At 64.1% G+C, this 26055-nt stretch carries 19 protein-coding genes, 2 tRNA genes and 3 rRNA genes; 14 read left to right on the forward strand and 10 right to left on the reverse strand.

Annotation, left to right across the window (positions count from 1 at the left end):
• Nucleotide 1: 1 nt before the first annotated feature.
• Both P0204_RS11055 and P0204_RS11060 read left to right on the forward strand, forming a co-directional pair.
• Nucleotides 2-430 carry a DUF7112 family protein gene (locus P0204_RS11055; RefSeq protein WP_276179144.1) on the forward strand — a complete coding sequence of 143 codons (429 nt, stop codon included), beginning with the start codon at nucleotides 2-4 and terminating at the stop codon, nucleotides 428-430.
• Between the two features lie 85 nt (nucleotides 431-515).
• Nucleotides 516-1394, forward strand: a complete 879-nt coding sequence (locus tag P0204_RS11060) for a CheF family chemotaxis protein (RefSeq protein WP_276179146.1) — start codon at nucleotides 516-518, stop codon at nucleotides 1392-1394.
• A 45-nt stretch (nucleotides 1395-1439) separates the two neighbouring features.
• Here the strand turns inward: P0204_RS11060 and P0204_RS11065 are convergent, their stop codons facing one another.
• Complete coding sequence (locus P0204_RS11065; protein ID WP_276179148.1) at nucleotides 1440-1613, reverse strand: FmdB family zinc ribbon protein; 174 nt, start codon at nucleotides 1611-1613, stop codon at nucleotides 1440-1442.
• 238 nt (nucleotides 1614-1851) lie between these two features.
• Nucleotides 1852-2205, reverse strand: coding sequence for an ArsR/SmtB family transcription factor (locus tag P0204_RS11070; protein ID WP_276179150.1), 354 nt, complete (start codon nucleotides 2203-2205; stop codon nucleotides 1852-1854).
• A 136-nt stretch (nucleotides 2206-2341) separates the two neighbouring features.
• Between P0204_RS11070 and P0204_RS11075 the strand changes: the two genes are divergently transcribed.
• Nucleotides 2342-4735, forward strand: coding sequence for a DEAD/DEAH box helicase (locus P0204_RS11075; RefSeq protein ID WP_276179152.1), 2394 nt, complete (start codon nucleotides 2342-2344; stop codon nucleotides 4733-4735).
• A gap of 60 nt (nucleotides 4736-4795) precedes the next feature.
• Here P0204_RS11075 and P0204_RS11080 read toward each other — a convergent pair whose 3' ends face one another.
• Together P0204_RS11080 and P0204_RS11085 are read right to left on the reverse strand one after the other, a co-directional pair.
• The gene (locus P0204_RS11080) at nucleotides 4796-5449 is read right to left on the reverse strand and encodes an HAD family hydrolase (RefSeq protein WP_276179154.1); all 654 of its coding nucleotides are present in this window, start codon (nucleotides 5447-5449) and stop codon (nucleotides 4796-4798) included.
• A gap of 169 nt (nucleotides 5450-5618) precedes the next feature.
• Nucleotides 5619-8720, reverse strand: a complete 3102-nt coding sequence (locus P0204_RS11085; protein WP_276179156.1) for a methyl-accepting chemotaxis protein — start codon at nucleotides 8718-8720, stop codon at nucleotides 5619-5621.
• 329 nt (nucleotides 8721-9049) lie between these two features.
• On the opposite strand from P0204_RS11085, the gene P0204_RS11090 reads away from it, so the two are divergent.
• The 3 genes from P0204_RS11090 (at nucleotide 9050) to P0204_RS11100 (ending at nucleotide 12666) form a co-directional block, all read left to right on the forward strand.
• Nucleotides 9050-9775: a PDDEXK family nuclease gene (locus P0204_RS11090; RefSeq protein ID WP_276179158.1), complete on the forward strand. Its 726-nt coding sequence runs from the start codon at nucleotides 9050-9052 to the stop codon at nucleotides 9773-9775.
• A 57-nt stretch (nucleotides 9776-9832) separates the two neighbouring features.
• The gene (endA, locus tag P0204_RS11095) at nucleotides 9833-10834 is read left to right on the forward strand and encodes a tRNA-intron lyase (RefSeq protein ID WP_276179160.1); all 1002 of its coding nucleotides are present in this window, start codon (nucleotides 9833-9835) and stop codon (nucleotides 10832-10834) included.
• A 203-nt stretch (nucleotides 10835-11037) separates the two neighbouring features.
• On the forward strand, nucleotides 11038-12666 hold the full coding sequence (locus P0204_RS11100; protein ID WP_276179162.1) for a tryptophan--tRNA ligase: 1629 nt from the start codon (nucleotides 11038-11040) through the stop codon (nucleotides 12664-12666).
• A 2-nt stretch (nucleotides 12667-12668) separates the two neighbouring features.
• Here P0204_RS11100 and P0204_RS11105 read toward each other — a convergent pair whose 3' ends face one another.
• Nucleotides 12669-13103 carry a hypothetical protein gene (locus P0204_RS11105; protein ID WP_276179164.1) on the reverse strand — a complete coding sequence of 145 codons (435 nt, stop codon included), beginning with the start codon at nucleotides 13101-13103 and terminating at the stop codon, nucleotides 12669-12671.
• Nucleotides 13104-13411: 308 nt separating this feature from the next.
• Here P0204_RS11105 and pheS point away from each other — a divergent pair, with 308 nt between their 5' ends.
• Together pheS and pheT are read left to right on the forward strand one after the other, a co-directional pair.
• Entirely contained in the window at nucleotides 13412-14923 is a 1512-nt protein-coding gene (gene pheS / locus P0204_RS11110; protein WP_276179166.1) for a phenylalanine--tRNA ligase subunit alpha, read from the forward strand.
• Nucleotides 14923-16698 (forward strand): phenylalanine--tRNA ligase subunit beta, encoded by a 1776-nt coding sequence (gene pheT, locus P0204_RS11115; RefSeq protein WP_276179168.1) that lies wholly within the window; start codon nucleotides 14923-14925, stop codon nucleotides 16696-16698. The genes pheS and pheT overlap by 1 nt, the downstream gene beginning before the upstream one ends.
• 177 nt (nucleotides 16699-16875) lie before the next feature.
• Here pheT and P0204_RS11120 read toward each other — a convergent pair whose 3' ends face one another.
• Genes P0204_RS11120 through P0204_RS11130 form a run of 3 tightly spaced genes read right to left on the reverse strand, consistent with a single transcriptional unit; the run spans nucleotide 16876 to nucleotide 18684 of the window.
• On the reverse strand, nucleotides 16876-17346 hold the full coding sequence (locus P0204_RS11120) for an RDD family protein (RefSeq protein ID WP_276179170.1): 471 nt from the start codon (nucleotides 17344-17346) through the stop codon (nucleotides 16876-16878).
• Nucleotides 17347-17385: 39 nt separating this feature from the next.
• Nucleotides 17386-18438, reverse strand: a complete 1053-nt coding sequence (locus P0204_RS11125; RefSeq protein WP_276179172.1) for a quinone-dependent dihydroorotate dehydrogenase — start codon at nucleotides 18436-18438, stop codon at nucleotides 17386-17388.
• 48 nt (nucleotides 18439-18486) lie between these two features.
• A complete protein-coding gene (locus P0204_RS11130; protein ID WP_276179174.1) occupies nucleotides 18487-18684 on the reverse strand; it encodes a hypothetical protein in 198 nt (65 codons plus the stop codon).
• A gap of 213 nt (nucleotides 18685-18897) precedes the next feature.
• Here P0204_RS11130 and P0204_RS11135 point away from each other — a divergent pair, with 213 nt between their 5' ends.
• The 6 genes from P0204_RS11135 to P0204_RS11160 all read left to right on the forward strand — a co-directional run bounded on the left by P0204_RS11135 (nucleotide 18898) and on the right by P0204_RS11160 (nucleotide 25036).
• A complete protein-coding gene (locus P0204_RS11135; RefSeq protein ID WP_276179176.1) occupies nucleotides 18898-19206 on the forward strand; it encodes a non-histone chromosomal MC1 family protein in 309 nt (102 codons plus the stop codon).
• A 536-nt stretch (nucleotides 19207-19742) separates the two neighbouring features.
• Nucleotides 19743-21216: ribosomal RNA gene (locus tag P0204_RS11140) — 16S ribosomal RNA — on the forward strand.
• Nucleotides 21217-21323: 107 nt separating this feature from the next.
• A tRNA-Ala gene (locus P0204_RS11145) sits at nucleotides 21324-21395 on the forward strand.
• 207 nt (nucleotides 21396-21602) lie between these two features.
• Nucleotides 21603-24523 (forward strand): 23S ribosomal RNA (locus tag P0204_RS11150).
• Between the two features lie 135 nt (nucleotides 24524-24658).
• Nucleotides 24659-24781: ribosomal RNA gene (gene rrf / locus P0204_RS11155) — 5S ribosomal RNA — on the forward strand.
• The 16S, 23S and 5S rRNA genes sit together here with 2 tRNA genes alongside, the layout of an rRNA operon.
• A 179-nt stretch (nucleotides 24782-24960) precedes the next feature.
• A tRNA-Cys gene (locus tag P0204_RS11160) sits at nucleotides 24961-25036 on the forward strand.
• Between the two features lie 433 nt (nucleotides 25037-25469).
• On the opposite strand, the gene P0204_RS11165 is transcribed toward P0204_RS11160, so the two are convergent.
• Nucleotides 25470-25751 carry an amphi-Trp domain-containing protein gene (locus P0204_RS11165; protein ID WP_276179178.1) on the reverse strand — a complete coding sequence of 94 codons (282 nt, stop codon included), beginning with the start codon at nucleotides 25749-25751 and terminating at the stop codon, nucleotides 25470-25472.
• Nucleotides 25752-25821: 70 nt separating this feature from the next.
• Nucleotides 25822-26028, reverse strand: coding sequence for a DUF8149 family protein (locus tag P0204_RS11170; RefSeq protein ID WP_276179180.1), 207 nt, complete (start codon nucleotides 26026-26028; stop codon nucleotides 25822-25824).
• Between the last annotated feature and the right edge of the window lie 27 nt (nucleotides 26029-26055).

Below are 26055 nucleotides of genomic sequence, written 5' to 3' on the forward strand. Positions count from 1 at the left end.
AGTGCCGGACCGGATTCCAAGCGATCACGACGCCGTCGAGACGCATCGCGTCCCCGTCGAGTCCATCGGCCGGACCGATCGACCCCGGGTCCCGCTGCCGGACGCGGTCGACCTCCGGGAGGACGACGTGATCGCACTCGCTCTCGACGGCGACCAGTACTACGCGCGGGTCGAGACGACCTTCGAGGGGGACCTCGTCCTCACGCGAGCCGGCGACAACCGCCGAGTCGCACGCGAGGGCGACGGCCGGAACCGCCTCGCCGAGTGGATCGCCGACACGACCGTCTCCTACGGCGGCAGTGCCCACCTGGATGTCGTAACCGCCGGCCAGGAGTACGGTCTGCGGACGCCGGGGACACGTACCGTCTACACTGTCACCGGCGGTCCCGAGGACTCCCTCTCGGATATCGCCAGTGACCTCGACGGCTAATCGCTGCCCGTATCTGATTCTCCATATTGATATTCGCACGTAACGCTCAATATCCGTCCGGCCGTTAGCTTTGACATCGACTGACATGTCGGAATCAGTTATTGCGGACTTCGTCGCCAAATTCAACTCCGAGGTCGCCAGTCGGAACGACCCGATCAGGGGGCGGGTCGTCCTCTCGCAGAAGCGTCTCGTCCTGGCGGCCAGCGAGGAGGACAAACTAACGATCTCGCTGGATTCGGTGTTCGATATCGCGATCGGCCAGGTGCCGCCGGACCTGGGCGACTTCTTCGACTCGACGGTGACTGTCGCGTTCGAACGCAACGGGAAGCGACTCGTCGCCGCCATCGAGGCCGACAACGACAAGATCGAGAAGTTCGGCACCGTCCTGTTCAAGGCGATCATCAACGGCACCGAGACGACGGTCAAAGAGCGGGCCCGCGTCGGTGGGCGTGTCTCCGACGAGCCGTTCCGGACCGCTCGGCTGTTCCTGACGCCCGGGACCGTCGAGTTCCGCCGCGACGGCGGGACCTTCGCTATCGATCTGGGGACGGTGACGGACTTCGACCGGACGACCCGTGATATCAACGGCTCCTCCCGCCCGGTGCTGGTGGTCAGACACATGCAGGACGGCCAGGCGATCACCACGCTCGCTGCCATCCCGTCGGCACGCAAGATGTCGATCCTCGGCCGGTACCTCCGCCGGGAGTACTCCGAACTCATGGAGGAACTCCAGAAGGTCGAACTCACGAAAGACAAGAAGGAGGTGCTGGTCGCGCTGTACTCCACCGGCGACATGGGCGGGATGCCGCTGGCGAGTATCCTCGGAAAGGACTCCTCGCAGGTCTCGATGGTGCTTCAGGATCTGGACAACGACGGCCTCGTCCAGAACGGCGAGGACGGACCGACGCTCACTCCCAAGGGTAAGGTCGTCGCCAGCCGGCACCTCGAAGACGTGAACGCCTGAGAAAAGCGCTGCAACGGCTCGACGTGCTGTTCGGTGGCGACGGCGTCACCCCTCAGTCTCGATCCGCGTCGCGGAGTCGGCGCTACACTCCGGACACTGGAACCAGTACGAGTCCTCGTCTGCGTCCGACTCGAAGCGGTGACCGCAGTCGTCACACTCGTACTCTGGCTGTTCCTCTGTGAGACCGACCGTCTCCTTGATGGATTCGAGCACGGACATTGTTGCATCGACACGTTGCCGAGGATCGATGTTATAAGTATAGCCGACGCTTCAGGCCATGAAACTGCCGATCACGCGGTCCGTAGTTTATCATGAACTCCCCGTTCGAAAACTATCCGTTGCTCGCCACGAGCGGGAGGTTCAGTCGATAGGCCGGCCGCTTCAGTCCGTGAAGCCGCGAGCAGTCGACGGAACGAACCGCACGATGGCGTCGCGGTTCGTGCGGCGAATAGCGGAGTCAGGACCGATCGCCGGGTTCCTCCCAGGCGTCGGCCTCCCGGTCGACGAACTCCCGATGTAGTTCGAGGGTCACCTCGAAGCCGGCCCCGTCCGGTTCCAGACAGACCCGTTCGAGGTTGGTCTCGTAGATCTTGTAGTGGTTCCCGTCCTCGTCGACGCGGGTGTCCTCGGTCAGGAGGTCGTACTCCTGACAGACGTCGACCCGCCGGTAGATCGTCGGTTCGGAGGCGTCCAGCCCGTCGGCCAACTGCTGGACCGACACCGGTTCGAGGTTCGCCGCGGCGAGCACCCGTCGGACCTCCTCGCTTCCGAGCACGTCGAAGATCGTCTCCGGGTCCCAATCTCCGGTCACGGTGAAGGCACGCGGGGCCAGCCACAAAAACGCGGGGCTCGCTCCGACCGACGGAGCCGCCCTCCCGGGGGCGTTGCTGTGGCGCTGCCCGCGGGCCATAGAAACGCCTTTGCCGTCGCGGTCCCGCCCTGTGGACGTGTCACGCCGAGCCGACAGCGAGCCGACGGTCGCGGTCGCGGAGGTGTTGCCGGAGTTCGCCGACGCCTTCCCCTTCGAGCGGTTCAACGAGATGCAGTCGGCGGCGCTGCCGGCCCTGCTGAACCACGACGACAACGTGGTCGTCAGCGCGCCGACCGCCAGCGGCAAGACCGCGTTGGCCGAGATCGCGATCTGTCGGACCCTCGACGCGGGCGGGACGGCCCTCTTCCTGGCCCCCCTGCGCGCGCTCACCAACGAGAAAGAGAGCGAGTGGGAACGCTTCGAGGAGCTTGGCTACTCGGTGTACGTCGTCACCGGCGAGCGGGACCTCAACCCCCGCCGGGCCGAGCGGGCCGATATCCTCGTGATGACTCCCGAGAAGGCCGACTCGGCGACCCGGAAACACGACTCCCGACGGTATCAGTTCATCACCGACGTGGACTGCTGTGTCATCGACGAGGTCCACCTGCTGGACTCGGACCGCCGCGGGGCCGTCCTGGAGGTGACCGTCTCGCGGCTCCGGCGGCTCTGTAGCCCCCGTGTGGTCGCGCTGTCGGCGACGATGTCCAACATCGACGACGTCGCCGACTGGCTCGACGCCGGCGAGGCGACGACCTTCGCCTTCGGCGATGAGTACCGTCCAGTGCCGCTGAACGCCGACGTCAAGACCTACACCCACGGCGAGAACGCCTTCGCCGACAAATATCGGCGGCTCTACCGGGCGCTCGACCTGGCCGAACCCCACATCCGCGAGGAGGGCCAGGCGCTGGTGTTCGTCTCCTCGCGCCAGGACACCGTCCAGGCCGCGAAGAAGGCCCGCGACGAACTCACCGAGCGGGACGTGCCGATGGGTGCCCGCGGGGACTACGACTTCCACAACGACGCCGCCGACCTCTCGAACGATACGCTGCGCCAGTCGGTGCTGGACGGCGTGGGATTCCACCACGCCGGGCTCGCTCGCGAGGACAAGAACCGGGTCGAGCAGTGGTTCAAGGAGGGGAAGGTCCAGCTCCTGTTCTCGACGTCGACGCTGGCCTGGGGGGTGAACCTCCCGGCCCGCTGTGTCGTCATCCGGGACACCAAGCTCCACGACCCCCTGGAGGGCGAGGTCGACATGAGTCCGCTGGACATCCTCCAGATGCTCGGGCGGGCGGGCCGGCCGGGCTACGACGACCGCGGCTACGCCTGGGTCGTCTGTGACCGGGGCGACGCCGACAAGTACCGGAAACTGCTCCGGGACGGCAAGGAGATCGAATCGCGGTTGGCCGCGGAACTGGACGCTCACCTCAACGCCGAGATCGCGCTGGGGACGATCCGCGACGTCGACGACGTGATGGACTGGCTCGGGACGACCTTCTATTACGCCCGGGCGCAGTCCGCCCCCGACGAATACGCCGCCGGGAGCGCTCTCCGCGAGCGGGTCAGCGACACGCTCTCGGAACTGGTCGCCGACGGCTTCGTCGAGCAGGACGGCCTGGCCGTCGAACCCACCAGGCTGGGCCAACTGGCCTCGAAGTTCTACCTCCGGCTCTCGACCGCGCGGCGCTTTGCCGATCTGGCCGAGCGCTGCGAGGCACAGGCCGGGGGCGACGAGGACCCGGTCGACGCCGAGGACTTGCTCCGGGCGGTCGCGGGCGCGACGGAGTTCGACAGCGTCAGCGCCCGATCCGACGAGGAAGACGCCGTCCACGCGGTGCTCGGGTCGACCGCCGAGGACCTCTCGGCCGGCCAGCGGAAGGTCCTGGCGATCCTCCGGTCGGGGATGACCGGGACGACCCCCTCGGAACTGAAAAGCGACGCCTGGGTCATCCGCCAGAACGCCCTGCGCCTGCTGGCGGCGCTGCGGGCGTTCCTCGACGCGCTCGCGCCCGGTCGGTTCGCGAACCTCGCGTGCCGGGTCGAGGCTCGCGTCGAGAACGGGATCAGCGAGGACGCCGTCGGGTTGACGGCGATCGACGGCGTCGGCCAGGGCCGTGCCCGCTCGCTGGCCGCCGAGGGACTCCGGAGTCCCGCCGACGTGGTCGAGGCGGGTGTCGACGGGGTCGCTGCGGCCGGCGTCGCATCCGGCGTCGCCGAGCAGGTCGTCGCCAACGCTCGGAAACTCCCGGTCGTCTCGGTCGACTGGGGAACCTTCCCCGACAGCATCGCCGCCGGTGACCGGGCGATGCGGGAGGTGACCGTCAGCAACGAGGGCGGGGACGCCCGTGCGACGCTGCGCGTGACGGTCAACGGCCGCGAGATGACGACGAAACCGTCGTACCTCGGCGAGGCGACCCTGCCCGTCGCCGTCTTCGGCGCGGACACGGACGAACTCCGGTTCACCGTCGAGGTCGTGTTTCCCGACCTCCCGCTCGCGCCGATCACCGACAGTCGGACCGTCTCCGTCCGATAACCCGTCCCATCGGTCGCCCGAAGACGACGGAGAAAAAACCAACCGGAGTGCTCGGTCCGTTCACTCGCCCAGCAACACGGCACGCAACTGAGCCGCATCGCTGGCGACGTGATCGACCATCGAGAGATCGGTTTCGTCACCGTCGCCCTGGAACCCGACCGTGGTCATTCCGGCTGCGACGGCCGCACGCGCACCCGCGGTGGAGTCCTCGACGGCCCAACTGTCGGTCGGATCGACGCCCAACTCGGCCGCTCCGCGCTCGTAGATGTCCGGTTCTGGCTTGCCGGGACCGTCGATCTCCTCGGCGCTGATCGTGGCGTCGAACCGCGAGAGGAGATCGAACCGCTCGTCGATGACGTCCATCCAGTCCCGGGGTGCCGAGGTCGTCAGCGCCAGCGCGACGCCGGCCGACCGCAGGTCCGCCAACAACTCGTGTGCGCCCGGCAACAGCGTCGCGTACTCGCCGTAGATCCGCTCACCGGCCTCCTCGAACAGTCCTTCGAACTCCTCCCGGGAGACGACGACGTCGTACTCGGCGGCGAGGTCGGGGTACACCTCCTTGTAGTTGCGGCCGGTGACCGCCGAGACGGGGATCTCGTCGTCGGGGGCTGCCGTCGGGAGGATGTGATCGCGCTGGACGCTGACCCAGTGGTCTTCGGACTGGACCAACACGCCGTCCATGTCAAAACAGATCGCTGACGGTGGTTCGCTCATTACCATCCAGTCGCTCGGCGACGGCTTTGGCTGTTGTGGCTCCGGCAGTGGACCGCTCTCGGTCACGACACACCGCGTTCTCGCTGTTCTGGCCCCGCTCTGCCGGCTCGCTGAACTCTGTGCAGACTGGAACCAGCCGTCGGTCAGACCGCGCGTGGCTCGCGGTCGATCAGTCGTCGCCGGCGGCCGGGCTGGTCCCGTCGACGTCCGGCGAATCCTGCTCGTTCGTCTCCGTGTCGTCGCTGACCTCGAACTCGTCGACCAGCTCCTCCAGGTCGTCCGCGAGGCCGGCCACCGACCGGACGTTCTCGGAGACGCTGGTGAGCGAACTGGACTGTTCCTCGGAGGCAGCCGAGACGTTGCTGGCCTCCGCGGCTGTCTCCTCGCTGACGCTGCTGACTTCGTCGACCATCGCCACGACCTCCTCGGTGGTGGCCGCCTGGTCGTCCGTGGCGTCGCTGATCTCCGTGACGCCGCGCTCGGCCTCGTTGACGGCCTCGGCGATCTCGTCGAACAGGTCGATGGCGTTTTCGGTGGTCCTGACGCCGCTTTCGACCTGGTCACGCATCTCTTCGATGTCGTCGACCGTTTCGTCCGTCGATTCCTGGACCTCGGTGATGAGTGACTCGACCTCCTCGCTCGCCTCGCCGGCCTCCGCCGCGAGGGATTTGATCTCGTCGGCGACGACGGCGAAGCCCTCGCCCGCCTCGCCGGCTCGTGCGGCTTCGATGGAGGCGTTCAGTGCCAGCATGTTCGTCTGCTCGGCGATGTCGGTGATCATCGCGACGATCTCGCTGATCTCCTCCATCTCCGTCTGGAGGTCCGAGACCTGGTCGACCGCGTCGTCGGCGCCGTCTTCGATCTCCTCGATCTCGGTGGAGGCCTCGGCAGCCTGCTCGCTCCCCTTCTGTGCTCGCTCGGCCGCCTCCTGTGCCGTGTCGGCTACGTCGACCGACGAGGAGGCTATCTCCTCGATGGTCGCCGACATGTCGTTCATCTCGCTGGCGACTTCCTGGAGGTTGCCGGACTGGGTGTCGGCCCCGCTGGATATCTCCTGGACCGACTTGGCGACCTCCTGGCTCGCCTCCTCGATCTCGGTTGTGCTCGCAGCGACCTCCTGGCTCGCCTCGTTCACGTCCTGTGCGATCGACTGGACCTGCGCGATGCTCTCGTCGACTGCGTCGAGGCCCTCGTCGATGTTCCTGAGGACCTCGCCGTAGGCCCCGGGCAGGTCGGTGTCGAGATCCTGGTCGAGGTGCCCTTCCCGGAGGTCCGCGCTCACGGCCTCGAGCTGGTCGAAGCTCTCCGAGAGCTGTGTGAGGCCGGAGTTGAGTTCGCGCATGACCTCGCCGTAGTCGCCGGGCAGGTCGGTGTCGAGATCCTGGTCTAGCTCTCCGGCGCGGACGTTCTGGCTCGCCCGGCTGATCTCGGTGAAGCTCGCGCTGAGCTGGGTCATCCCGTCTTCGAGCCCCACCATGATCTCACCGAACTTCCCGGGCATGTCGGTCTCGATCTCGTCGTCGAGATGTCCGTCGCCGAGCGAGTCGCTGACGGCTTCGATCTGCTCGACCTGTCGGTTCAGGTTCGCTTGCATGTCCTCGAAGGCAGTCACCATCTCGCCGATCTCGTCGTCACCGGTCGAGATATCGTCCGTCTGGTCGAACTGCCCCTTCGACAGTGCTATCGCCCGGTCGCGGACCTGCTCGATCGGCTTCGAGATGTACCGGGCCGCCGCGTATCCCGTCACCGAGACCACGATGGCTGCGAGAACGAACAGCCCGATGACGAGGTTCCGTGCGGAGTCGGTCGTGCTCTGGAGCTGTGCGCCGAGTGCCGCGATCGGCTCGTTGATGTCCTGTTCGGGGACGGTCGCGACGAGGGTGTACTGCTTGTCGCCGAGTTGGAGCGGCGCGAAGCCGACGTACCTCGTGGCGTTCCCCTCACCGTCCACCTGTTTGGTGTGGGTCGTCATCCCCGACTCGCCGGCGAGCATCCGGTTCTGTGCGATCGTCCCGAGTTCCGTCCCGTACTCGCCGTCCGCGACGTTCGTCCGCTGTTCGATCATGCTCCGGTCCGGGTGGCTGACCGTCTCGCCGCGGTCGTTGAGGATGTAGAGGTAGCCGCTCTCACCGACCGTCACACGGTTCGTGGTCTCCGTGATGATGGAGTAGTTGAACTGGGCCGCGACGACGCCACGGAACTCACCGTCTCTGTAGACCGGCGTGGAGACGTACTGCGTTTCGTGTCCGTCTGCGGTCTGGACCCGCCCGAAATAGGCCTCGCCCTCGCTGCCGGACTTGGCCTTGGTGAACCAGTCCGCGTCGGCGTAGGACTGTGAGCGGTCCGAGCCGGTGGTCACGTCCTGGCCCGTCCGGTCGGCGTGAAGGATCTCGTCCCCGTTCGGACCGGCGAACGTGAGGTGTTCGTACGCCAGGTGTTCCTCGTCACCGACGGTGACCGACCGTGTCAGGAGGTACCGCTCGAAGGAGTCCGCCATCTCGCTCTGGGCGTCGTCGACTGCGGTCTGTTGGAGTTCGTAGTAGTAGACGCTCGGGGCGATGACCCAGTCGAAGGGCTCGTAGTACGTGTAGGCGATGAACTTCGTCATCTCGGGGTTGCCCTCCTGGGTCGTGTCCTCCCACTCGTACTCGGCGATGCCCCATTCCTCGCCGTTGCGGATCGCCTGGTTGGACTCGACCTCGGTCTCGATGTCCTCGAAGACGACCAGCGTGCCCCCGCTGTCCTCGACGAGGTTGTGCCCGTCGTCGAGGCTGTGGTGGACGACGACGTTGGAGTCGCTGTCGGTGATGTACGCGTACCCCGTGTTACCGAAGTAGCCGGGCTGGAACGAGTCGTACATGGTCCCGGCCGGGCGCGTCTGGTCCCCGTCCGTCCCGCCGATCATCGACTCGACTTCCCGTTTGACTTGCGCTTGCTCTGCGGGAGAGAGGTCTTCCCAGTCCTGTCCGTCGTACTGCTTTTCCAGCACCATCTGCATCGCGTTGTCGATGCTGGTCCGCATCTGGAGGGACGTGTACCCGAGCTGGCGTTGACTCGACTCCTGAACGAGTTCCATCTCGCCGTCCCGCGCGGCCAGGTAGTTCTCCATCGTCGAGGAGTCCGACAGCGACCGAACGTCGACCTCGCGCTGGTTGACCTGGTTCTGGATGCCTTCCTGTCGGGCTTCGACGCTGTTGTTCAACTGGTCGGTCATCGCCCCCCGGAGGTAGTTCCCGCTCTGGGTCTGGGCGTCCTGGTTCAGCTGTCCCATACTGTTGGCTGAGAGCAACCCGACACCGGCTAGCGGTGCCAGTGAAATTGTAAGAAGTAAGGCTATTAGCTTGATCTGCAGATCCATACTATGGCTCGAATAATTCCCATCTTAACCCTTGTCTCCGAATTTTCTGTATTGATAATCGACGGCCAAAACGCTAATGTAGGTTGATATCGAGGTTTAAATTCTGAACAACAGTACGCTAGTTGTTGCCTACCACGTCTCGACTTACTACTGCCCCTGACACTAGTTTTGAATATCAGATTCACAACCAAACGCGCTCGCCGTGGGAACCTTCAAATACTAGTACGCGACCAGGCCGGGCCATGCACGACGGAACGCGTGTCATGGCCGGCCAGTGTACGACCGTCTTCGAGGGTTCGCGCGAGCGCGAACAGCGCGGCGACGTGTTGGTGGTGGTCAAGCCCGACAACACCGTGTTGGTCCACGATGCCGGGGGGTACCAGCCGGTCGCCTGGTTGACCCGCGCGGAGAGTGTCGCCGTCGAAGACGGGACGGTCACGGCCCGGGATGGCGACGATCTCCTCCGTGTCGTCGCCCACGAGGAACACGGCAGCGCCCGGTTCCCCGCCTCGGAGGCCGGCGTCCCGGTCGCGGACTGCCCGGACTGTCCCGGGACGCTGGTCCGGACCCGCGGGACCGTCGCCTGCACGGCGTGTTCGCGCAGCCACGGCGTCCCCAGCGACGCCACGGTCACGAAGGGCCGCTGTGCGGACTGCGGGCTTCCGACGATCCGGGTCGAACGCGGCGACGCCTTCGAGGTGTGTCTCGACCGGGAGTGTGAGGCCATCGACGACCGGGTGACCGAGGCCTTCGACCGCCGGTGGGACTGTCCGGACTGCGGGAGTGACCTGCGCATCCTCCGGAAGGGCGGCTTGCTGGCCGGTTGTGAGCAGTATCCGGACTGTGACACCGGCTTCTCGGTCCCGAGCGGGTTGGTCGTCGACACCTGTGACTGCGGGCTCCCGGTGTTCGAGACGGCCGGCGGACTGCGCTGTCTGGACAGCACCTGCGAGGAGCGTGCTCGGTGAGGTGATCGAGGCGGCCGAACCCGCAGGGGCTTTGTCCCGGCGTCCGTCATCTCGGGCATGGACTTGACGCTTTCCGGCGGCCTCGTCCGGGCCGGCGAGCGCGCACGCGAGCGGTTCTACGACTCCAGTGGCTACGGCCACGTCGAGAACGGCGGTGCCCTCACGCTGGCACCGGTCGAGGCTGCCCACCTGCTGTACCGGGGTGACATCGACAGCGTCGACGGGATGGACGTCCGGGCGCTGCTGTCCTCGGCGGTCGTCTCGGAGGTCGCCTTCTTCGTCTACAAGGACCTGCGTGACCGCGGGTTCTATCTCACGCCCGCACGCGAGGGGTGGGTCGACGACCCCGAGGGGATCGACTTCGTCGTCTACCCCCGTGGGAAGGGGCCATGGGACGACACCGTCGAGTACCGCGTCCGCGTCGTCGGCGAGCGCGACACTGTTCCGGCCCGGGAGGTCGGGGACTGCGTGCTGGCGGTCGTCGACGAGGAGAGCGAGATCACGTATCTGGCGACCGACCGACCCGCAGTCGAGGGGACCAGCGACCCGTCGGTCCCGGCCGCCGAGGGCGATCTGCTCGCCGAGCGGGTGCTGTGCTGGGACCCACCCACGGAACTGTACGAACGGGCCTTCTACGGCCAGCGGCTCGACGACGAGGGGGCGGTCCAGCTCTCGCTTCTCGAAGCCACCTACCTCGCTCGCGATGGGTCCCTGACCGTCGACGGTGGGGCCGAGGCAGTCCTCGAACGTGGCCGCGAGGTCGAGGGCGAGCGGTTCGACCGGCGGCTGACGGCGTACTCGACGCTCCGGGAACGCGGTGTCGTCCCCAAGACCGGGTTCAAGTTCGGCGCGGACTTCCGGACCTACGCCGACGTCGACTCCATCGATGATCTGGGCCACTCCGAACTCCTGGTCCGGGTGCTCCCGGCGACCCATACCTTCGATCCGCGGGACCTCGCGCTGGACGTCCGGCTGGCCCACGGTGTGCGCAAGCGGATGGTGTTCGCGCTGGTCGGCGACGGCGTCGAGTGGCTGTCGGTCGCGCGGTTGACACCGTAAGGGGCGGACCCGGAAGGCATAAGACCGTGTTCGCGCATGTCACCGATATGGTGTCCACTTCCGTCGACGGCTGGCGCTGGCGCGACCGGGAAGTGGACAGTCTCGCGGTCCCCGCACGGCGGGCCTAATCCGCCGGCGAGGCCGACGATGCTCCCTCCACTTTTCGCCTGGCTTCGAGCGCACACCGACACGACACACGACACATGACGCGAGATACACACACCGACGACGGATCGACGGACGACCAGCCCCGGCCGGACGACGCGACGAACGACACGAACCGATCCCCGTCGTCGCTTCGCCCCGACGGCGGGACGGACGCTGCGGGCGCGGACGACGTACGGCTCGACCCGTGGGGGTCCTCGACCATCGCCGACTACCACAAACTGTTCGAGCAGTTCGGCATCGAGGAGTTCGACGAGGTGTTGCCCGCGGTCCCGAACCCCCACTACCTGATGCGCCGGGGCGTCATCTTCGGCCACCGCGACTACCGGCCGGTCGCCGACGCCATGCGCGAGGGCGAACCGTTCGCGGCCCTCTCGGGGTTCATGCCGACCGGCGACCCCCACATCGGTCACAAGATGGTCTTCGACGAGATCGTCTGGCACCAACAGCAGGGCGGGGACGCCTACGGCCTCATCGCGGATCTGGAGGCCCACGCCGCTCGCGGGCTGACCTGGGCGGAGATCGACGAACACGCCCGCAGCTACGTCCTCTCCTTGCTCGCGCTCGGGTTCGACCCTGAGGAGGGGGAACTGTACCGACAGTCCGAGAACCGCCAGTTACAGGACCTCGCCTTCGAACTCGGAGCCGAAGCCAACGCCTCCGAACTACAGGCCATCTACGACTTCGACGGGGAGACGAACATCTCCTACATGCAGTCGGTCGTCACCCAGATGGCCGACATCCTCTACCCACAACTGGAGGAACCAAAGCCGACGGTCATCCCCGTCGGCCCGGACCAGGACCCCCACATGCGTCTGGCCCGGGACCTGGCCGCGCGGATGCGCTACTTCGGCGTCACCGAGGCCTTCGCGAGTTTCGAGACCGGGCCGACCGAGCGGGCGCTGCTCCGGCAGGCCTACGACGCACGCGGGGAGTACGCCGACGACCCCGAGCGGCCACGCTGTGTCGAGGCCGCCGACTGGCTCCGCGAGGCCGAACCCACACCCGACGACGCCCGCGAGTCGGTCGCCGAGAAACTCGACAACGCCGGCAAGGAACCGCTCCGCCCGCGAACACGAATCTACGATCGCAACGCGACCGACGCGGCCTTCGAGGCCCTGATCGAGGCCGTCGACGGCGAGAAACGCGTCTACGACGAACACGTCGACGCCTTCGAGCTGGACGCTGCCGAGGCGGAACGACTGGCCCGCGAGGTCGAACTCGACAACGGCGGCCACGGTTTCGTCCCGCCGTCATCGATCTATCACCGGTTCATGACCGGCCTCACCGGCGGGAAGATGTCCTCCTCGATTCCGGCCTCCCACATCTCGCTGCTGGACGACCCTGAAGACGGCTACGACAAGGTCAAGTCGGCGACGACCGGCGGCCGCTCGACCGCCGAGGAGCAACGCGAGAAGGGCGGGAAAGCCGACGAGTGTCCGGTCTACGAACTGTACGCCTATCTGCTGGCCGGCGAGGACGACGCGTTCGCCGAGGAGGTCTACGAGGAGTGTGTCGGCGGCGAACGGCTCTGTGGCGGCTGTAAGGAGCAGGCCGCCGAACTGATGGAGTCGTTCCTCGAAGAGCACCAGGAGAAACGCGCCGAGTGGGAAGCGAAACTCGACGACCTCGACATCGAGTTCGACTCGGACCGCAAGCGAGCCTGAGGCTACAGGCCGTCCAGCGCCGCGACGACGACTTTCGCGGTCACTTCCGCCGCGGCTTCGCCCCCGTCGACGGCGACCTCGACGACTTCTCCGCCGGTGTCGACCAGTACCGTCGCGGCCTCGCCGCTGCCCTCGACGGCGACTTCGGCCGCTCGTTCGCCGGTCTCGACGACGGTATCGACCTGCTCTGTGGGCAGCGCCGCTCCCTCCCGGACCGTCGCATCCGGGTTCAGATCGTCGCTCTCGGGGACCGAGAGGTCGCCAAGCGCGGCTTCGATCTGTGACGGGTCCGGCGTCGCGCCGGCGAGTCCCTGCTGGAGTTCCTCGCCGACCGTGGCGACGACGTTTCCGGGTATCTGGGAGAGATCCAGGGCCGTGCCGACCCAGCGCTCGACTGTCGATGCGCCCCGCCGTTCCGACTCGTCGTCGGGGACCATATTCCGGGATCTGACCGGCTGTCCTATATGGTTTGGCCCGTCGACCCGACCCTCGACACAACCCTTTTGGCCGGCCGTCACGATCGGTCCCACATGGCATCCGAATCCCACCGTGCCGACGCCGCTCGCCAGCCACCTCGCCGTCCGGGGTTCGGCTTCTTCTTCGCCGCCTGACGGGTGGCGGACTCCGGGCGCGCCCAGGGGCGTTCCCGGACGAAACCGCTCGACGAGCGAGGATCGCCCTCGCGTGAAGTGAGAACCGTTAACTGAGCGACCCGCGGTTATCCCCACAAGACCGAGACACCCGTATGAAACGACCACAGGCACAGGTGGCCGTCCTGCAGGCCGCCGACGCACAGGAGGACCGACGTATCGACGACGTGGCGAGCGAGGCCGACCTGCAACCGCAGGCGGCCGCCCGCGCCGCGTTCGAACTGGAAGCCGACGGGCTGGTCGCCGTCTCCGAGGAGACCGTCGCCCACTACGAACTCACCGAGGAGGGCGACCGCTACGTCCGCGAGAGCCTGCCCGAACAGGACCTCTACGCCGCCGCGATGGACGCCGGTGCCGGCGACGGTCCCGTCCAGATGGGCCAGGTCATCGGGGCCTCGGGCCTCGAAGGCGGCGCCGTCGACATCGCGCTGTCGAACTACGCCCGGAAGGGGTACGGCGAGATCGACAGCGGCGAGATCACCGCCGATCCCGATGTCTCCCCCGGGCAGGACCCGGAGATGCTCGCGCTGGAAGCCGTCGCCGACGGTCGCGTCGACGACGCCGAGGAGGCTGCGCTCGACCAACTGGAACGCCGAGGGCTCGTCGAGGTCCACGAGGAGACGATCCGCTCGGTGGTGCTGACCGACGACGGCGTCACCGCGCTGATGGAGGGCGTCGAGGTCGCCGAGACGGTCGACCAACTCACCCCCGAACTGCTCACCAGCGGCGAGTGGGACGAGGTGGAGTTCACCGAGTACAACGTCGAGGCCGACGCCGAGGACGCTCCCCACGGCAAGGAACACATCCTCCGACAGACCGCAAACCGCGTCAAGGACACGCTGGTCGGGATGGGTTTTCAGGAGATGGAGGGTCCCCACGTCGACGCCCAGTTCTGGATCAACGACTGCCTGTTCATGCCCCAGGACCACCCCGCACGGACCCACTGGGACCAGTTCGCCCTGGAACAGCCCGACGAGATCGGCGACCTGCCCGAGGAGTTAGTCGATCGGGTCCGCTCGGCCCACAAGGAGGGCGTCGGTCCCGACGGCGAGGGGTACCACTCCCCTTGGGAGGAAGACGTCGCCCGCGGGCTGGACCTGCGTGGGCACACCACCTCCCTGTCGATGCGATACCTCTCGGGCGAGGAAGTCGGGGAACTGGAGCCGCCCGAGCGGTACTTCAGCGTCGAGAAGGTCTACCGTAACGATACGCTCGACCCGACCCACCTGCTGGAGTTCTTCCAGATCGAGGGGTGGGTCATGGCCGAGGACCTCTCGGTGCGTGACCTGATGGGGACGTTCACGGAGTTCTACGAGCAGTTCGGCATCACCGATCTGGAGTTCAAACCCCACTACAACCCCTACACCGAGCCCAGTTTCGAGCTGTTCGGGACCCATCCCGAGACCGGCGAGATCGTCGAGGTCGGCAACTCCGGCATCTTCCGGGACGAGGTCTTAGAGCCCCTTGGCGTCGACTGTGACGTGATGGCCTGGGGCCTGTCCCTAGAGCGACTCTTGATGCTCATCTACGGCTTCGAGGATATCCGGGACGTACACGGGACGCTGTGTGATCTCGAACTGCTGCGAGAGACGGAGGTGATGCACTGATGCCTGTCGTCGACGTCGACCCCGACGAACTGCGCCGGTTGACCGGCCACGACGAGAAAGACGACGACGAACTCCGCTCGGACCTGTTCGATCTGGGCCTGGAGTTCGAGGGGCTGACCGAGGACGACGAGTTCCAGTTGGAGTTCGCGCCAGATCGGCTCGACCGCCTCTCGGTCGAGGGGGTCGCCCGTTCGCTGCGGTACCACTACGGCGACGACCGCGGGGTGTACGTCCCCTCGACCAACAGCGCCGAGTGGACCATCGAGGTCGAGGACCAGCCGGCGGAGCGACCCTACGTCACCGGTGCCGTCGTCCGCGGGCTGGACATGGGCGAGGACGCCCTGGAGTCACTCATCCAGGTCCAGGAGAAACTCCACGCGACCATGGGCCGCAAACGGGCGAAGGGTGCGATCGGCGTCCACGATCTCACGATGCTCAAAGGCGCGCCCGCCACCGAGGGCACCGGCAAGTCGATCACCTACACAAGCGTCGATCCGGACGAAGAGACGTTCGTCCCGCTCGATGCCGACCGGGAGATGACGCCCAACGAGGTCATCGCCGACCACGAGACCGGCCAGACGTACGGCGATCTCGTGGCCGACTTCGATCGCGTGCCCGCCATCTACGACTCGATCGGCCTGTTCTCGTTCCCGCCGGTGATCAACGGCCAGCGGACGGAGGTCAGCGAGAACTCCCGGGACCTCTTCATCGAGATGACCGGGACCGACCAGTGGACCATCGACCACATGCTGAACATCGTCTGCTACGCCCTGGAGGCCCGCGGCGGGACCGTCGAACGCGTCGCGGTCGAGTACGCCGACGACGCCCCCGGCGAGTACGTCGGTCGCACGCTCGATCGACCGGACTTCTCGACGCGGACGAAGACGGTCTCCCACGAGCGCATCGAGAGCATCCTCGGGGTCTCCCTGGACGAGCGTGAGGTGATCGACTACGCCGAACGGGCCGGACTAGACGCCGAAGAGACCCGCGGCGACGACCTGGCCTACGACGTGGAGATCCCTCCCTACCGGGTCGACGTACTCCACCCGCTGGACGTCATCGACGACATCGGCCGGGCGCTGGGATTCAACAGCCTCGAACCGACCTATCCCGACGTCTCGACGGTCGGCGGCCGCCACGACCGCTCCCGACTGGAGGACGCCGCCCGGGACGCGCTGGTGGGACTTGGCTTCGAGGACCTGCTGAACTTCCATATGACCAACGAGGCCGAGAACTTCGAGCGGATGGGGCTGTCGGCCCCACGGGCCGACGAACGAGCGAGCGGTGACGACCGCGAGCAGTCCGACGACGACTGCCTCGGTGCCGCCGCTCCGGTCACGATCCAGGAACCCTACAGTGAGGATTACACGATCCTCCGAACCTGGGCGCTCCCATCGCTGCTGATGGTCCTAGAGAACAATACCCACCGGCGATATCCCCAGGACCTCGCGGAGATCGGTCTGGCGGCCCACGTCGACGACGACGTGAACACCGGTGCCGCCGAACGCCGGACGGTCGCCGGTGTCCTCGCGCGTACGGACGCCTCCTACGAGGACGCGAAGGCCCGCCTGCAGACACTCGCGGAGTCGTTCGACGCCGAGCTGGAGACGCCCCCGACCAGCCACCCGTCGTTCATCTCCGGTCGGGCCGCCGAAGTCGTCCTCGACGGCGAGTCGGTCGGTGTCCTCGGCGAGATCCACCCGAAGGTGCTCGTCGAACACGATCTGGAACTGCCGGTTGCGGCCTTCGAGTTCCGGCTGGACGGGCTGGAGTAAGTCCGCGAGCGACCGAAGAGAGCGAGCGATTTTTCGCCCACGTTTTTCGAGGACCGGTTCGCGAACGGAGTGAGCGAACCCGACGACGAAAAAGGTGGTAGCAACACGATCTGGAACTGCCGGTTGCGGCCTTCGAGTTCCGGCTGGACGGACTGGAGTAACCCGCGAGCGACGGACTCACTCGTCGCCCGGATAGACGTACTCGACGTCTTCCGGCCGGTCCGTCCCGTCTTGCTCGACGACGATTGTCGAGGAGAGTCTGTTGAACAGTCGCAGTCCCTCCTCGTCGTAGGCAAGCCAGCCGATGAGGCAGTCGAGCGGGAGGACGAACGCCTTCCCGAAGCTTTCGATGGCCGCAGTGCCGTAGTCGATCGACTCACCCCGCTCGTCCGTGACGGCGATGCTCATCACCATCTTCCCGGCCGACTGGCCGCGCGATCCCTCCAGTGCCGTCCAGTAGAGGAACAGGGCGACGCCGTTCAGGCCGGCCAGCGGCGACGCGGCCAGGCCCCCGGCCAGCACCGAGAACGCGCTGGCGAGTTCTCCCAGGGAGCCGAGAACGGCGCCGACGATGACGACATCGACGAGCCATGCGAGGAACCGATCCGTCCAGGACGCGATGTGGAGGGTACGACTGTCAGCTTCCATGTGACGGGCAACACCTGCCCGGTATTTTAGCGTTCGCCGCTAGAGGTCGGCCCCGACCGCGTCGCCGACACTGTCGAACCCGTCTTCCTCAAGCAGTTCCAGTAGCCCGTCGTTGATCTCGCGGGCGATCGACGGGCCGCGGTAGACGAGACCGGTGTACAACTGTACGAGCGAGGCGCCGGCACGGATCTTCCGGTAGGCGCCGTCGGCCGTCGAGACCCCGCCGACGCCGATCACCGGCACGTCGACGCGTTCGGCGACGAACCGGACCATGCGGGTCGACTCCCCCTCGATGGGCTTGCCAGAGAGTCCGCCCCCTTCGACAGCGTTCGCCGAGCGGAGGCTGGCCGGCCGTTCGGTCGTGGTGTTGGTCGCGACGACGCCGTCCAGTCCGAGTTCGGTGACCAGATCCAGCGCGTCTTCGACGGCCGGGTCCGGGAGGTCCGGCGAGAGTTTCACCAGCAACGGGCCGGCGCCGGCGTCCTGGAGTTCACCGAGGATGGCCTCCATCGCGTCGCGGTTCTGGAGTTCCTCGAACCCCTCGGAGTTGGGACAGGAGACGTTGACGACGAAGAAGTCGCCACCCTCGGCGACCCGTTCGTAGGTGTAGCGGTAGTCCGCCGGCGCCTCGTCCGTCCCGACGTGTTCGCTCTTGGCGATGTTGACACCGACGGGGAACGGTGCGTCGGTCCGGGCTAGCCGGTCGCCGATGACGTCCGCGCCGTCGTTGTTTAGCCCCATCCTGTTGATGATCCCCTCGTCTTCCGGGAGACGGAACATCCTGGGGCGGGCGTTCCCGGTCTGTGGGTCGGCGGTGACGCCGCCGACCTCCGCGAAGCCAAAGCCCAGTGCGGCCAGGACCGCCGGGATCGTGGCGTTCTTGTCGAACCCCGCGGCGACGCCGACTGGGTTGTCGAACGTCTCGCCGAAGGCGTTGACCTGTAGTCGACTGTCGGTCACGGTGTAGTGCCGAGCGAGCGCGTTCGCCAGTGGTGTCCCGTCGACGGCTTCGAGCAGTCGGTGGACGCCCGTGTTGGCCGTCTCGGCGGGCAGCGAGAACAGTAGCGGTTTCGCGATATCGTAGAGTCTCATTGGAGGTGTACTGACACCGTCTTGGAACGGACTGTCCGCGACAGTGCGTCAGAAATCGTGTTCAACGTCTTCGGGATCAGCCTTCTGGATGATTATCTTGTTATCGCGCACGCGGACGAACACTTCGTCGCCGATCTCCATTCCAGCGACTGCGAGTTCGTCTTCGTGGATGTTGATGTGGACGTTGTGGTATTCGCCGTCTTCGTCTTTGGCACCACTCGGACTGAGCTTCTTCTTTCGCACCATCGCGATATCCTACTCCGTGCATCACCGCAGGATGCACTTAAGTCTACCGTGCGGTCGATGTCGGGTAGCAACTCGCTCCGTCTGACAGCTATTCCCGTCCTGTTCGACGCCCTGAAATCGAGCTTGTATATAAACGCACCCCCGGACGGAGGCCGAATACGGGGGTATATTTATGTTGTGCCATGTGCTGAGTTGACATGGAGTGGCGAAACCATGGCACGTGACAGTGACAAGCGCAACTTCGCGCTGCGTGAGGACGGTGACGAATCGAGCGTCTTCTCGGGCGGAACACCCCGGCAGGCTGCACTGAAGGCAGCCCGCCGGCTCGAACCGGCCGATAGTGAAGACGATGCTGACCGCAAAGAGATCAAACTCCGGGAGAAAGGGACTCACAAGGTCCACATCTACGAGGCCTGGGCTTGGGAAGAAGCGGCACCGGACGACAAGCCCGACTGGATGCCCGGTGACATCACGAAGGGTAACGTCTCGAAACAGGGCGTCGATCACCTCGACGACATCTGACGCCACGACGACCGGCTTTTTCCGGCCTGTCCCTTCGTTCACCGTCCTCGTAGGTCTCCCTTTGAAGCCCCCGATCTCGGTTCACGTGTCTCGATAGGGCGGCCCATGGAATCGCATGACGTAGCGGGTGTAGTTCGACGGGGTTAAGTGTAACACCGTCCTCGGAAGAAATACGATGGTGGCGCGGGGCACTGCCCCGACGCCTCCAGCATCCATCCGACGCGCTTAAGTGTAACAGGGTGCTCGGAATGGATGCACACGAGGTCCGGTCGGACGCGACAGGTTCCGACCGGCCCGGGCCGAGGCGAGCGAATCGCCGACGGAACTCGAAGCCTTTATGCAGGCTTCGAGTAAACATACAGGTCCGGAGTAAATGAGGATTCCACCCCTGCGGTCCGCCGTCAAGATGGGATCTGATGTTAGCCCTGATAGTTCGGTGACACTCGGTCGTCGAGTGTCCTCGAACACCCTTCGATAGCGACCACACCCTTTGTGGGTGTGATCCCGCCTAACCCCCCGGCCTCGTGCCGGGATACATTCCGGTTGATCCTGCCGGAGGCCATTGCTATCGGAGTCCGACTTAGCCATGCTAGTTGCGCGGGTTTAGCCCCGCAGCATATAGCTCAGTAACACGTGGCCAAACTACCCTATGGACAGGAATAACCTCGGGAAACTGAGGCTAATACCTGATACAGCTCTCATGTTGGAGTTACAGAGAGCTGGAAACGTTCCGGCGCCATAGGATGTGGCTGCGGCCGATTAGGTAGATGGTGGGGTAACGGCCCACCATGCCTATAATCGGTACGGGTCATGAGAGTGAGAGCCCGGAGACGGTATCTGAGACAAGATACCGGGCCCTACGGGGCGCAGCAGGCGCGAAACCTTTACACTGCACGACAGTGCGATAAGGGGACTCCGAGTGCGAGGGCATATAGCCCTCGCTTTTCTGAACCCTAGGGTGGTTCAGGAACAAGGACTGGGCAAGACCGGTGCCAGCCGCCGCGGTAATACCGGCAGTCCGAGTGATGGCCGATATTATTGGGCCTAAAGCGTCCGTAGCCGGCCGGACAAGTCCGTTGGGAAATCGACGCGCTCAACGCGTCGGCGTCCAGCGGAAACTGTCCGGCTTGGGGCCAGAAGATCTGAGGGGTACGTCCGGGGTAGGAGTGAAATCCCGTAATCCTGGACGGACCACCGGTGGCGAAAGCGCCTCAGAAAGATGGACCCGACGGTGAGGGACGAAAGCTAGGGTCTCGAACCGGATTAGATACCCGGGTAGTCCTAGCCGTAAACAATGCTCACTAGGTGTGACGCAGGCTACGAGCCTGCGTTGTGCCCTAGGGAAGCCGAGAAGTGAGCCGCCTGGGAAGTACGTCCGCAAGGATGAAACTTAAAGGAATTGGCGGGGGAGCACTACAACCGGAGGAGCCTGCGGTTTAATTGGACTCAACGCCGGAAATCTCACCGGCCCCGACAGTAGTAATGACGGTCAGGTTGACGACTTTACCCGATGCTACTGAGAGGAGGTGCATGGCCGCCGTCAGCTCGTACCGTGAGGCGTCCTGTTAAGTCAGGCAACGAGCGAGACCCGCACTTCTAGTTGCCAGCAACACCCTTGTGGTGGTTGGGTACACTAGGAGGACTGCCGCTGCTAAAGCGGAGGAAGGAACGGGCAACGGTAGGTCAGTATGCCCCGAATGGGCCGGGCAACACGCGGGCTACAATGGCCGGGACAATGTGATGCCACGCCGAGAGGCGGAGCTAATCACCTAAACCCGGTCGTAGTTCGGATTGCGGGCTGAAACTCGCCCGCATGAAGCTGGATTCGGTAGTAATCGCGTGTCATAAGCGCGCGGTGAATACGTCCCTGCTCCTTGCACACACCGCCCGTCAAAGCACCCGAGTGAGGTCCGGATGAGGCCACCATGCGGTGGTCGAATCTGGGCTTCGCAAGGGGGCTTAAGTCGTAACAAGGTAGCCGTAGGGGAATCTGCGGCTGGATCACCTCCTACTGATCGGGACTGGGGCGCTGCCCCAGCCCACCTAACGGGTTGTTCGAGGTCGTCGGCGACCGAGCACCTAAGAACTATCAGGGCTAACGATTGGCAGTACCTGTCGGGCCCATAGCTCAGCGGCAGAGCGCCGCCTTTGCAAGGCGGAGGCCCTGGGTTCAAATCCCAGTGGGTCCATACGACGTACCGGGTTCGAACCGTGCCCCTTAAGTGGGACACAGTGTTCGAACGTGGTACGACGACTGATGCACCAATCCGGGTGAAACCGCGATTGGGAAGGGTCGATTCGCCTACCATCTCCACCTTGGGGGCGAGTATGAAACCGTGTGTACGTGCGATCCAGGCGTCCACTGGACTCGTTCAGTTCTAACTAACGAGTCACAACGACGTTGGCTACTATGCCAGCTGATGGATAGCTCGGCTTGAGAGCTGAAGAAGGACGTGCCAAGCTGCGATAAGCCTAGGGGAGCCGCACGGAGGCGAAGAACCTAGGATTTCCGAATGAGAATCTCTTCAACAATTGCTTCGCGCAATGAGGAACCCCGAGAACTGAAACATCTCAGTATCGGGAGGAACAGAAAACGCAACGTGATGTCGTCAGTAACCGCGAGTGAACGCGATACAGCCCAAACCGAAGCCCTCACGGGCAATGTGGTGTGTGGGCCGACACTCATCACGCGACCGTCTTACAGAAGTCCCTTGGAACAGGGCACGATACAGGGTGACAGTCCCGTACGTGAGACCAGTACCGTGTGCGTCGGTTCCAGAGTAGCGGGGGTTGGAAATCCCTCGCGAATCTCGCAGGCATCGACTGCGAAGGCTAAACACTCCTCAAGACCGATAGCGGACAAGTAGTGTGAACGAACGCTGCAAAGTATCCTCCGAAGGGAGGTGAAATAGAGCTTGAACCCAGTTGGCGATCGAGCGATGGGGCATACAAGGTCCTGTCCAGAATGACCGTGGGGCGACCCACCAGTAAGACGGACAAGAAGCCGGTGTTCCATCGTACGTTTTGAAAAACGAGCCAGGGAGTGTGTCTGTATGGCGAGTCTAACCGGAGTATCCGGGGAGGCATAGGGAAACCGATATGGCCGCAGCTTACGCGAGGGCCGCCGTCTTCAAGGGCGGGGAGCCACACGGACACGACCCGAATCCGGACGATCTACGCATGGACAAGGTGAAGCGTGCCGAAAGGCACGTGGAAGCCTGTTAGAGTTGGTGTCCTACAATACCCTCTCGTGATCTATGTGTAGGGGTGAAAGGCCCATCGAGTCCGGCAACAGCTGGTTCCAATCGAAACATGTCGAAGCATGACCTTCACCGAGGTAGTCGGTGGGGTAGAGCGACCGATTGGCGTGCTCCACTCCGAGAGGAGTGGACGCGCCTGTCAAACTCCAAACCCACTGACGCTGTTGACGTGAGGATTCCGGTGCGCGGGGTAAGCCTGTGTACCAGGAGGGGAACAACCCAGAGATAGGTTAAGGTCCCCAAGTGTGGATTAAGTGTAATCCTCTGAAGGTGGTCTCGAGCCCTAGACAGCCGGGAGGTGAGCTTAGAAGCAGCTACCCTCTAAGAAAAGCGTAACAGCTTACCGGCCGAGGTTTGAGGCGCCCAAAATGATCGGGACTCAAATCCACCACCGAGACCTGTCCGTGCCTTTCACAAGGCAATCGAGTAGATTGGCGCTCTATTTGGATGGAAGCGGGGGCGAGAGCTCCTGTGGACCGAATAGTGACGAAAATCCTGGCCATAGTAGCAGCGATAGTCGGGTGTGAACCCCGACGGCCTAATGGATAAGGGTTCCTCAGCACTGCTGATCAGCTGAGGGTTAGCCGGTCCTAAGTCATCCCGTAATTCGACGATGACAACATGGGAAACGGGTTAATATTCCCGTGCCACCACACAGTGAAACCGACGCCCTGGGGTCGACCACGCTGGGCTTTCGCCCAGTCGAACCGTCAAACTCCGTGGAAGCCGTAACGGCACGAAGCGGACGAACGGCGGGATAGAGTAATGTGGTTCAACCTGGGGCCCGTGAAAAGGGAGTGTGGTGTCCGTACCGAGAACCGACACAGGTGTCCATGGCGGCGAAAGCCAAGGCCTGTCGGGATCAACCGACGTTAGGGAATTCGGCAAGTTAGTCCCGTAAGTTCGCGATAAGGGATACCTGCTCGGGAAACGAGCAGGTCGCAGTGACTCGGAAGCTCGGACTGTCTAGTAACAACACAGGTGACTGCAAATCCGCAAGGACTCGTACAGTCACTGAATCCTGCCCAGTGCGGGTATCTGAACACCTCGTACAAGAGGACGAAGGACCCGTCAACGGCGGGGGTAACTATGACCCTCTTAAGGTAGCGTAGTACCTTGCCGCATCAGTAGCGGCTTGCATGAATGGATTAACCAGAGCTTCACTGTCCCAACGTTGGGCCCGGTGAACTGTACATTCCAGTGCGGAGTCTGGAGACACCCAGGGGGAAGCGAAGACCCTATGGAGCTTTACTGCAGGCTGTCGCTGGGACGTGGTCGCCGATGTGCAGCATAGGTAGGAGTCGCTACACAGGTACTTGCGCTAGCAAGCCACCGAGACATCAGTGAAATACTACCCGTCGGTGACTGCGACCCTCACTCCGGGAGGAGGACACCGGTAGCCGGGCAGTTTGACTGGGGCGGTACGCGCTCGAAAAGATATCGAGCGCGCCCTAAGATCATCTCAGCCGGGACAGAGACCCGGCGAAGAGTGCAAGAGCAAAAGATGATTTGACAGTGTTCTTCCTAACGAGGAACGCTGACGCGAAAGCGTGGTCTAGCGAACCAATTAGCCTGCTTGATGCGGGCAATTGATGACAGAAAAGCTACCCTAGGGATAACAGAGTCGTCACTCGCAAGAGCACATATCGACCGAGTGGCTTGCTACCTCGATGTCGGTTCCCTCCATCCTGCCCGTGCAGAAGCGGGCAAGGGTGAGGTTGTTCGCCTATTAAAGGAGGTCGTGAGCTGGGTTTAGACCGTCGTGAGACAGGTCGGCTGCTATCTACTGGGTGTGTTATGGTGTCTGACAGGAACGATCGTATAGTACGAGAGGAACTACGATTGGTGGCCACTGGTGTACCGGTTGTTCGAGAGAGCACCGCCGGGCAGCCACGCCACACGGGGTAAGAGCTGAACGCATCTAAGCTCGAAACCCACCTGGAAAAGAGACACCGCAGAGAGTCCCCGTAGAAGACGGGGTAGATAGACTCGGGGTGTACGCGTCGAGGTAACGAGACGTTGAGCCCGCGAGCACTAACAACTCGAAGCCATAATCATACGCACTGTGACTCGAAAGTCACCAATCGTTGGTAGACTGAACGAGTCCAGGCGCAATCTGGATCGCACGGACACACACGATAGACCCCGACCGACAATGGTACATCATCGTGGTTCGACTCCACGAGTCGGCGTTAGGCGGCCATAGCGGTGAGGTTGCCTCCCGTACCCATCCCGAACACGGAAGATAAGCTCACCAGCGTTCCGGGGAGTACTGGAGTGCGCGAGCCTCTGGGAAACGCGGTTCGCCGCCACCATTCATACCTATTCATGACCCACCGAAGAGAGAGATCACTCTCGACGGTGGGTTTTTCGTCGTTTTTCGGGGAGTGGCAACGCTCCTTCTGACAAAGAGTACAGACCACCACAGACCAGGATGGATGCCGTTGGACGAATCCGCTACGCTTAAGCGGCGGACTCCAGTACTGACAACTGCGCCAAGGTGGCAGAGTCTGGCCTAACGCAGCGGCCTGCAGAGCCGCCCATCGCCGGTTCAAATCCGGCCCTTGGCTTTTTCCAAACATTCACGCGGTCGCTCCCGCTGCGTAGGATCTGTGTCCCGATATGAAGCAGCCAGCGTAACGAGTGCCAACTCCGCCAGTTCGGTAGGCAGCGGCTGTCCGTCACGGGCAGCATCGGGATGTGGCTGTTGGCTGATTGGTCTCGCGGGAGACGATCTCCGTAGCCACACCCTCCAGTGGCTCGGAAACACGAGCAACTAGCGTAATCATCGGAGAATCAATGCACACCCGATCGCACGACTGCGATCCGATCGGTGTGTAAGCTCTTCGATTGTTCCCGTCGGACTCACGTTCGTCCCTGAGCTCGCAGTGTCGAACGGGGTCGGGTAACGGGACGAGACCCCTTCGAACGCTGTTCTCGGGCTGGTCGTCCCGGCCGGTATAGACACGGGACATTCGTTCCGAGCATATCGTCGCCGGAACGCTACTCGATCTCTAACGACCCACCGTCATCGCTACTGGCATCTTCGTCCCACTCCAGTTCGAACTCGACGCTCAACTCGCCTGGCTGGCCGGCCGGTCCCTCGCGTTCGGCCTTGACCTCGAAGGTGGGGTTCGCTGGGGGGTCCATCGTCACCTCTTCGGCGCCCGCCCGAAGAGTGATACTCTCCCCGGAATCGAGGTTGTCTGCGACACGGCGGAGGAGCGTGGCGATCTCCGACCGAGATTGCGTCTGCTCGGATTTGAACAGTACTTCTTCTGGCATTGACAACTAGTTCGCCCGCAGTCCGGATAAATCCCCCAGTCGGGGTTCGTTATCGACGGTCCGGTGACGTTCAGTCTAGGAGACCGAGGTCGTCAGCGACGCGGTCGACGAGGTGATCGAGGACCTCGGGATCGACCTGTGCGACCGACTCACCGTCGTGAAACTGTTCGTTGTGGCTCCGGACCGATTCTTCGACCTCCTCGAACGCGATGCGTGTTCGGGTATCGCATTCCTCACAGATGACTGGGATTTCCGGCAGATCGTCCTCGGTAGTCATTTGCTCTCTGTTTGCGCAGGAGTCGCA

Source organism: Haloarcula halophila (assembly GCF_029278565.1).
Classification (GTDB): Archaea; Halobacteriota; Halobacteria; order Halobacteriales; family Haloarculaceae; genus Haloarcula; species Haloarcula halophila.

Bases quoted from the DNA above. Each gene is read 5' to 3' on its own strand.
- P0204_RS11170 (WP_276179180.1), bottom strand. From the start codon at position 26,028: ATGACTACCGAGGACGATCTGCCGGAAATCCCAGTCATCTGTGAGGAA.
- pheT (WP_276179168.1), top strand. From the start codon at position 14,923: ATGCCTGTCGTCGACGTCGACCCCGACGAACTGCGCCGGTTGACCGGC.
- P0204_RS11080 (WP_276179154.1), bottom strand. From the start codon at position 5,449: ATGAGCGAACCACCGTCAGCGATCTGTTTTGACATGGACGGCGTGTTG.
- P0204_RS11060 (WP_276179146.1), top strand. From the start codon at position 516: ATGTCGGAATCAGTTATTGCGGACTTCGTCGCCAAATTCAACTCCGAG.
- P0204_RS11130 (WP_276179174.1), bottom strand. From the start codon at position 18,684: ATGGTGCGAAAGAAGAAGCTCAGTCCGAGTGGTGCCAAAGACGAAGAC.
- endA (WP_276179160.1), top strand. From the start codon at position 9,833: ATGGACTTGACGCTTTCCGGCGGCCTCGTCCGGGCCGGCGAGCGCGCA.
- P0204_RS11090 (WP_276179158.1), top strand. From the start codon at position 9,050: ATGCACGACGGAACGCGTGTCATGGCCGGCCAGTGTACGACCGTCTTC.
- P0204_RS11135 (WP_276179176.1), top strand. From the start codon at position 18,898: ATGGCACGTGACAGTGACAAGCGCAACTTCGCGCTGCGTGAGGACGGT.
- P0204_RS11085 (WP_276179156.1), bottom strand. From the start codon at position 8,720: ATGGGACAGCTGAACCAGGACGCCCAGACCCAGAGCGGGAACTACCTC.
- P0204_RS11065 (WP_276179148.1), bottom strand. From the start codon at position 1,613: ATGTCCGTGCTCGAATCCATCAAGGAGACGGTCGGTCTCACAGAGGAA.
- P0204_RS11165 (WP_276179178.1), bottom strand. From the start codon at position 25,751: ATGCCAGAAGAAGTACTGTTCAAATCCGAGCAGACGCAATCTCGGTCG.
- pheS (WP_276179166.1), top strand. From the start codon at position 13,412: ATGAAACGACCACAGGCACAGGTGGCCGTCCTGCAGGCCGCCGACGCA.
- P0204_RS11125 (WP_276179172.1), bottom strand. From the start codon at position 18,438: ATGAGACTCTACGATATCGCGAAACCGCTACTGTTCTCGCTGCCCGCC.
- P0204_RS11100 (WP_276179162.1), top strand. From the start codon at position 11,038: ATGACGCGAGATACACACACCGACGACGGATCGACGGACGACCAGCCC.
- P0204_RS11105 (WP_276179164.1), bottom strand. From the start codon at position 13,103: ATGGTCCCCGACGACGAGTCGGAACGGCGGGGCGCATCGACAGTCGAG.
- P0204_RS11120 (WP_276179170.1), bottom strand. From the start codon at position 17,346: ATGGAAGCTGACAGTCGTACCCTCCACATCGCGTCCTGGACGGATCGG.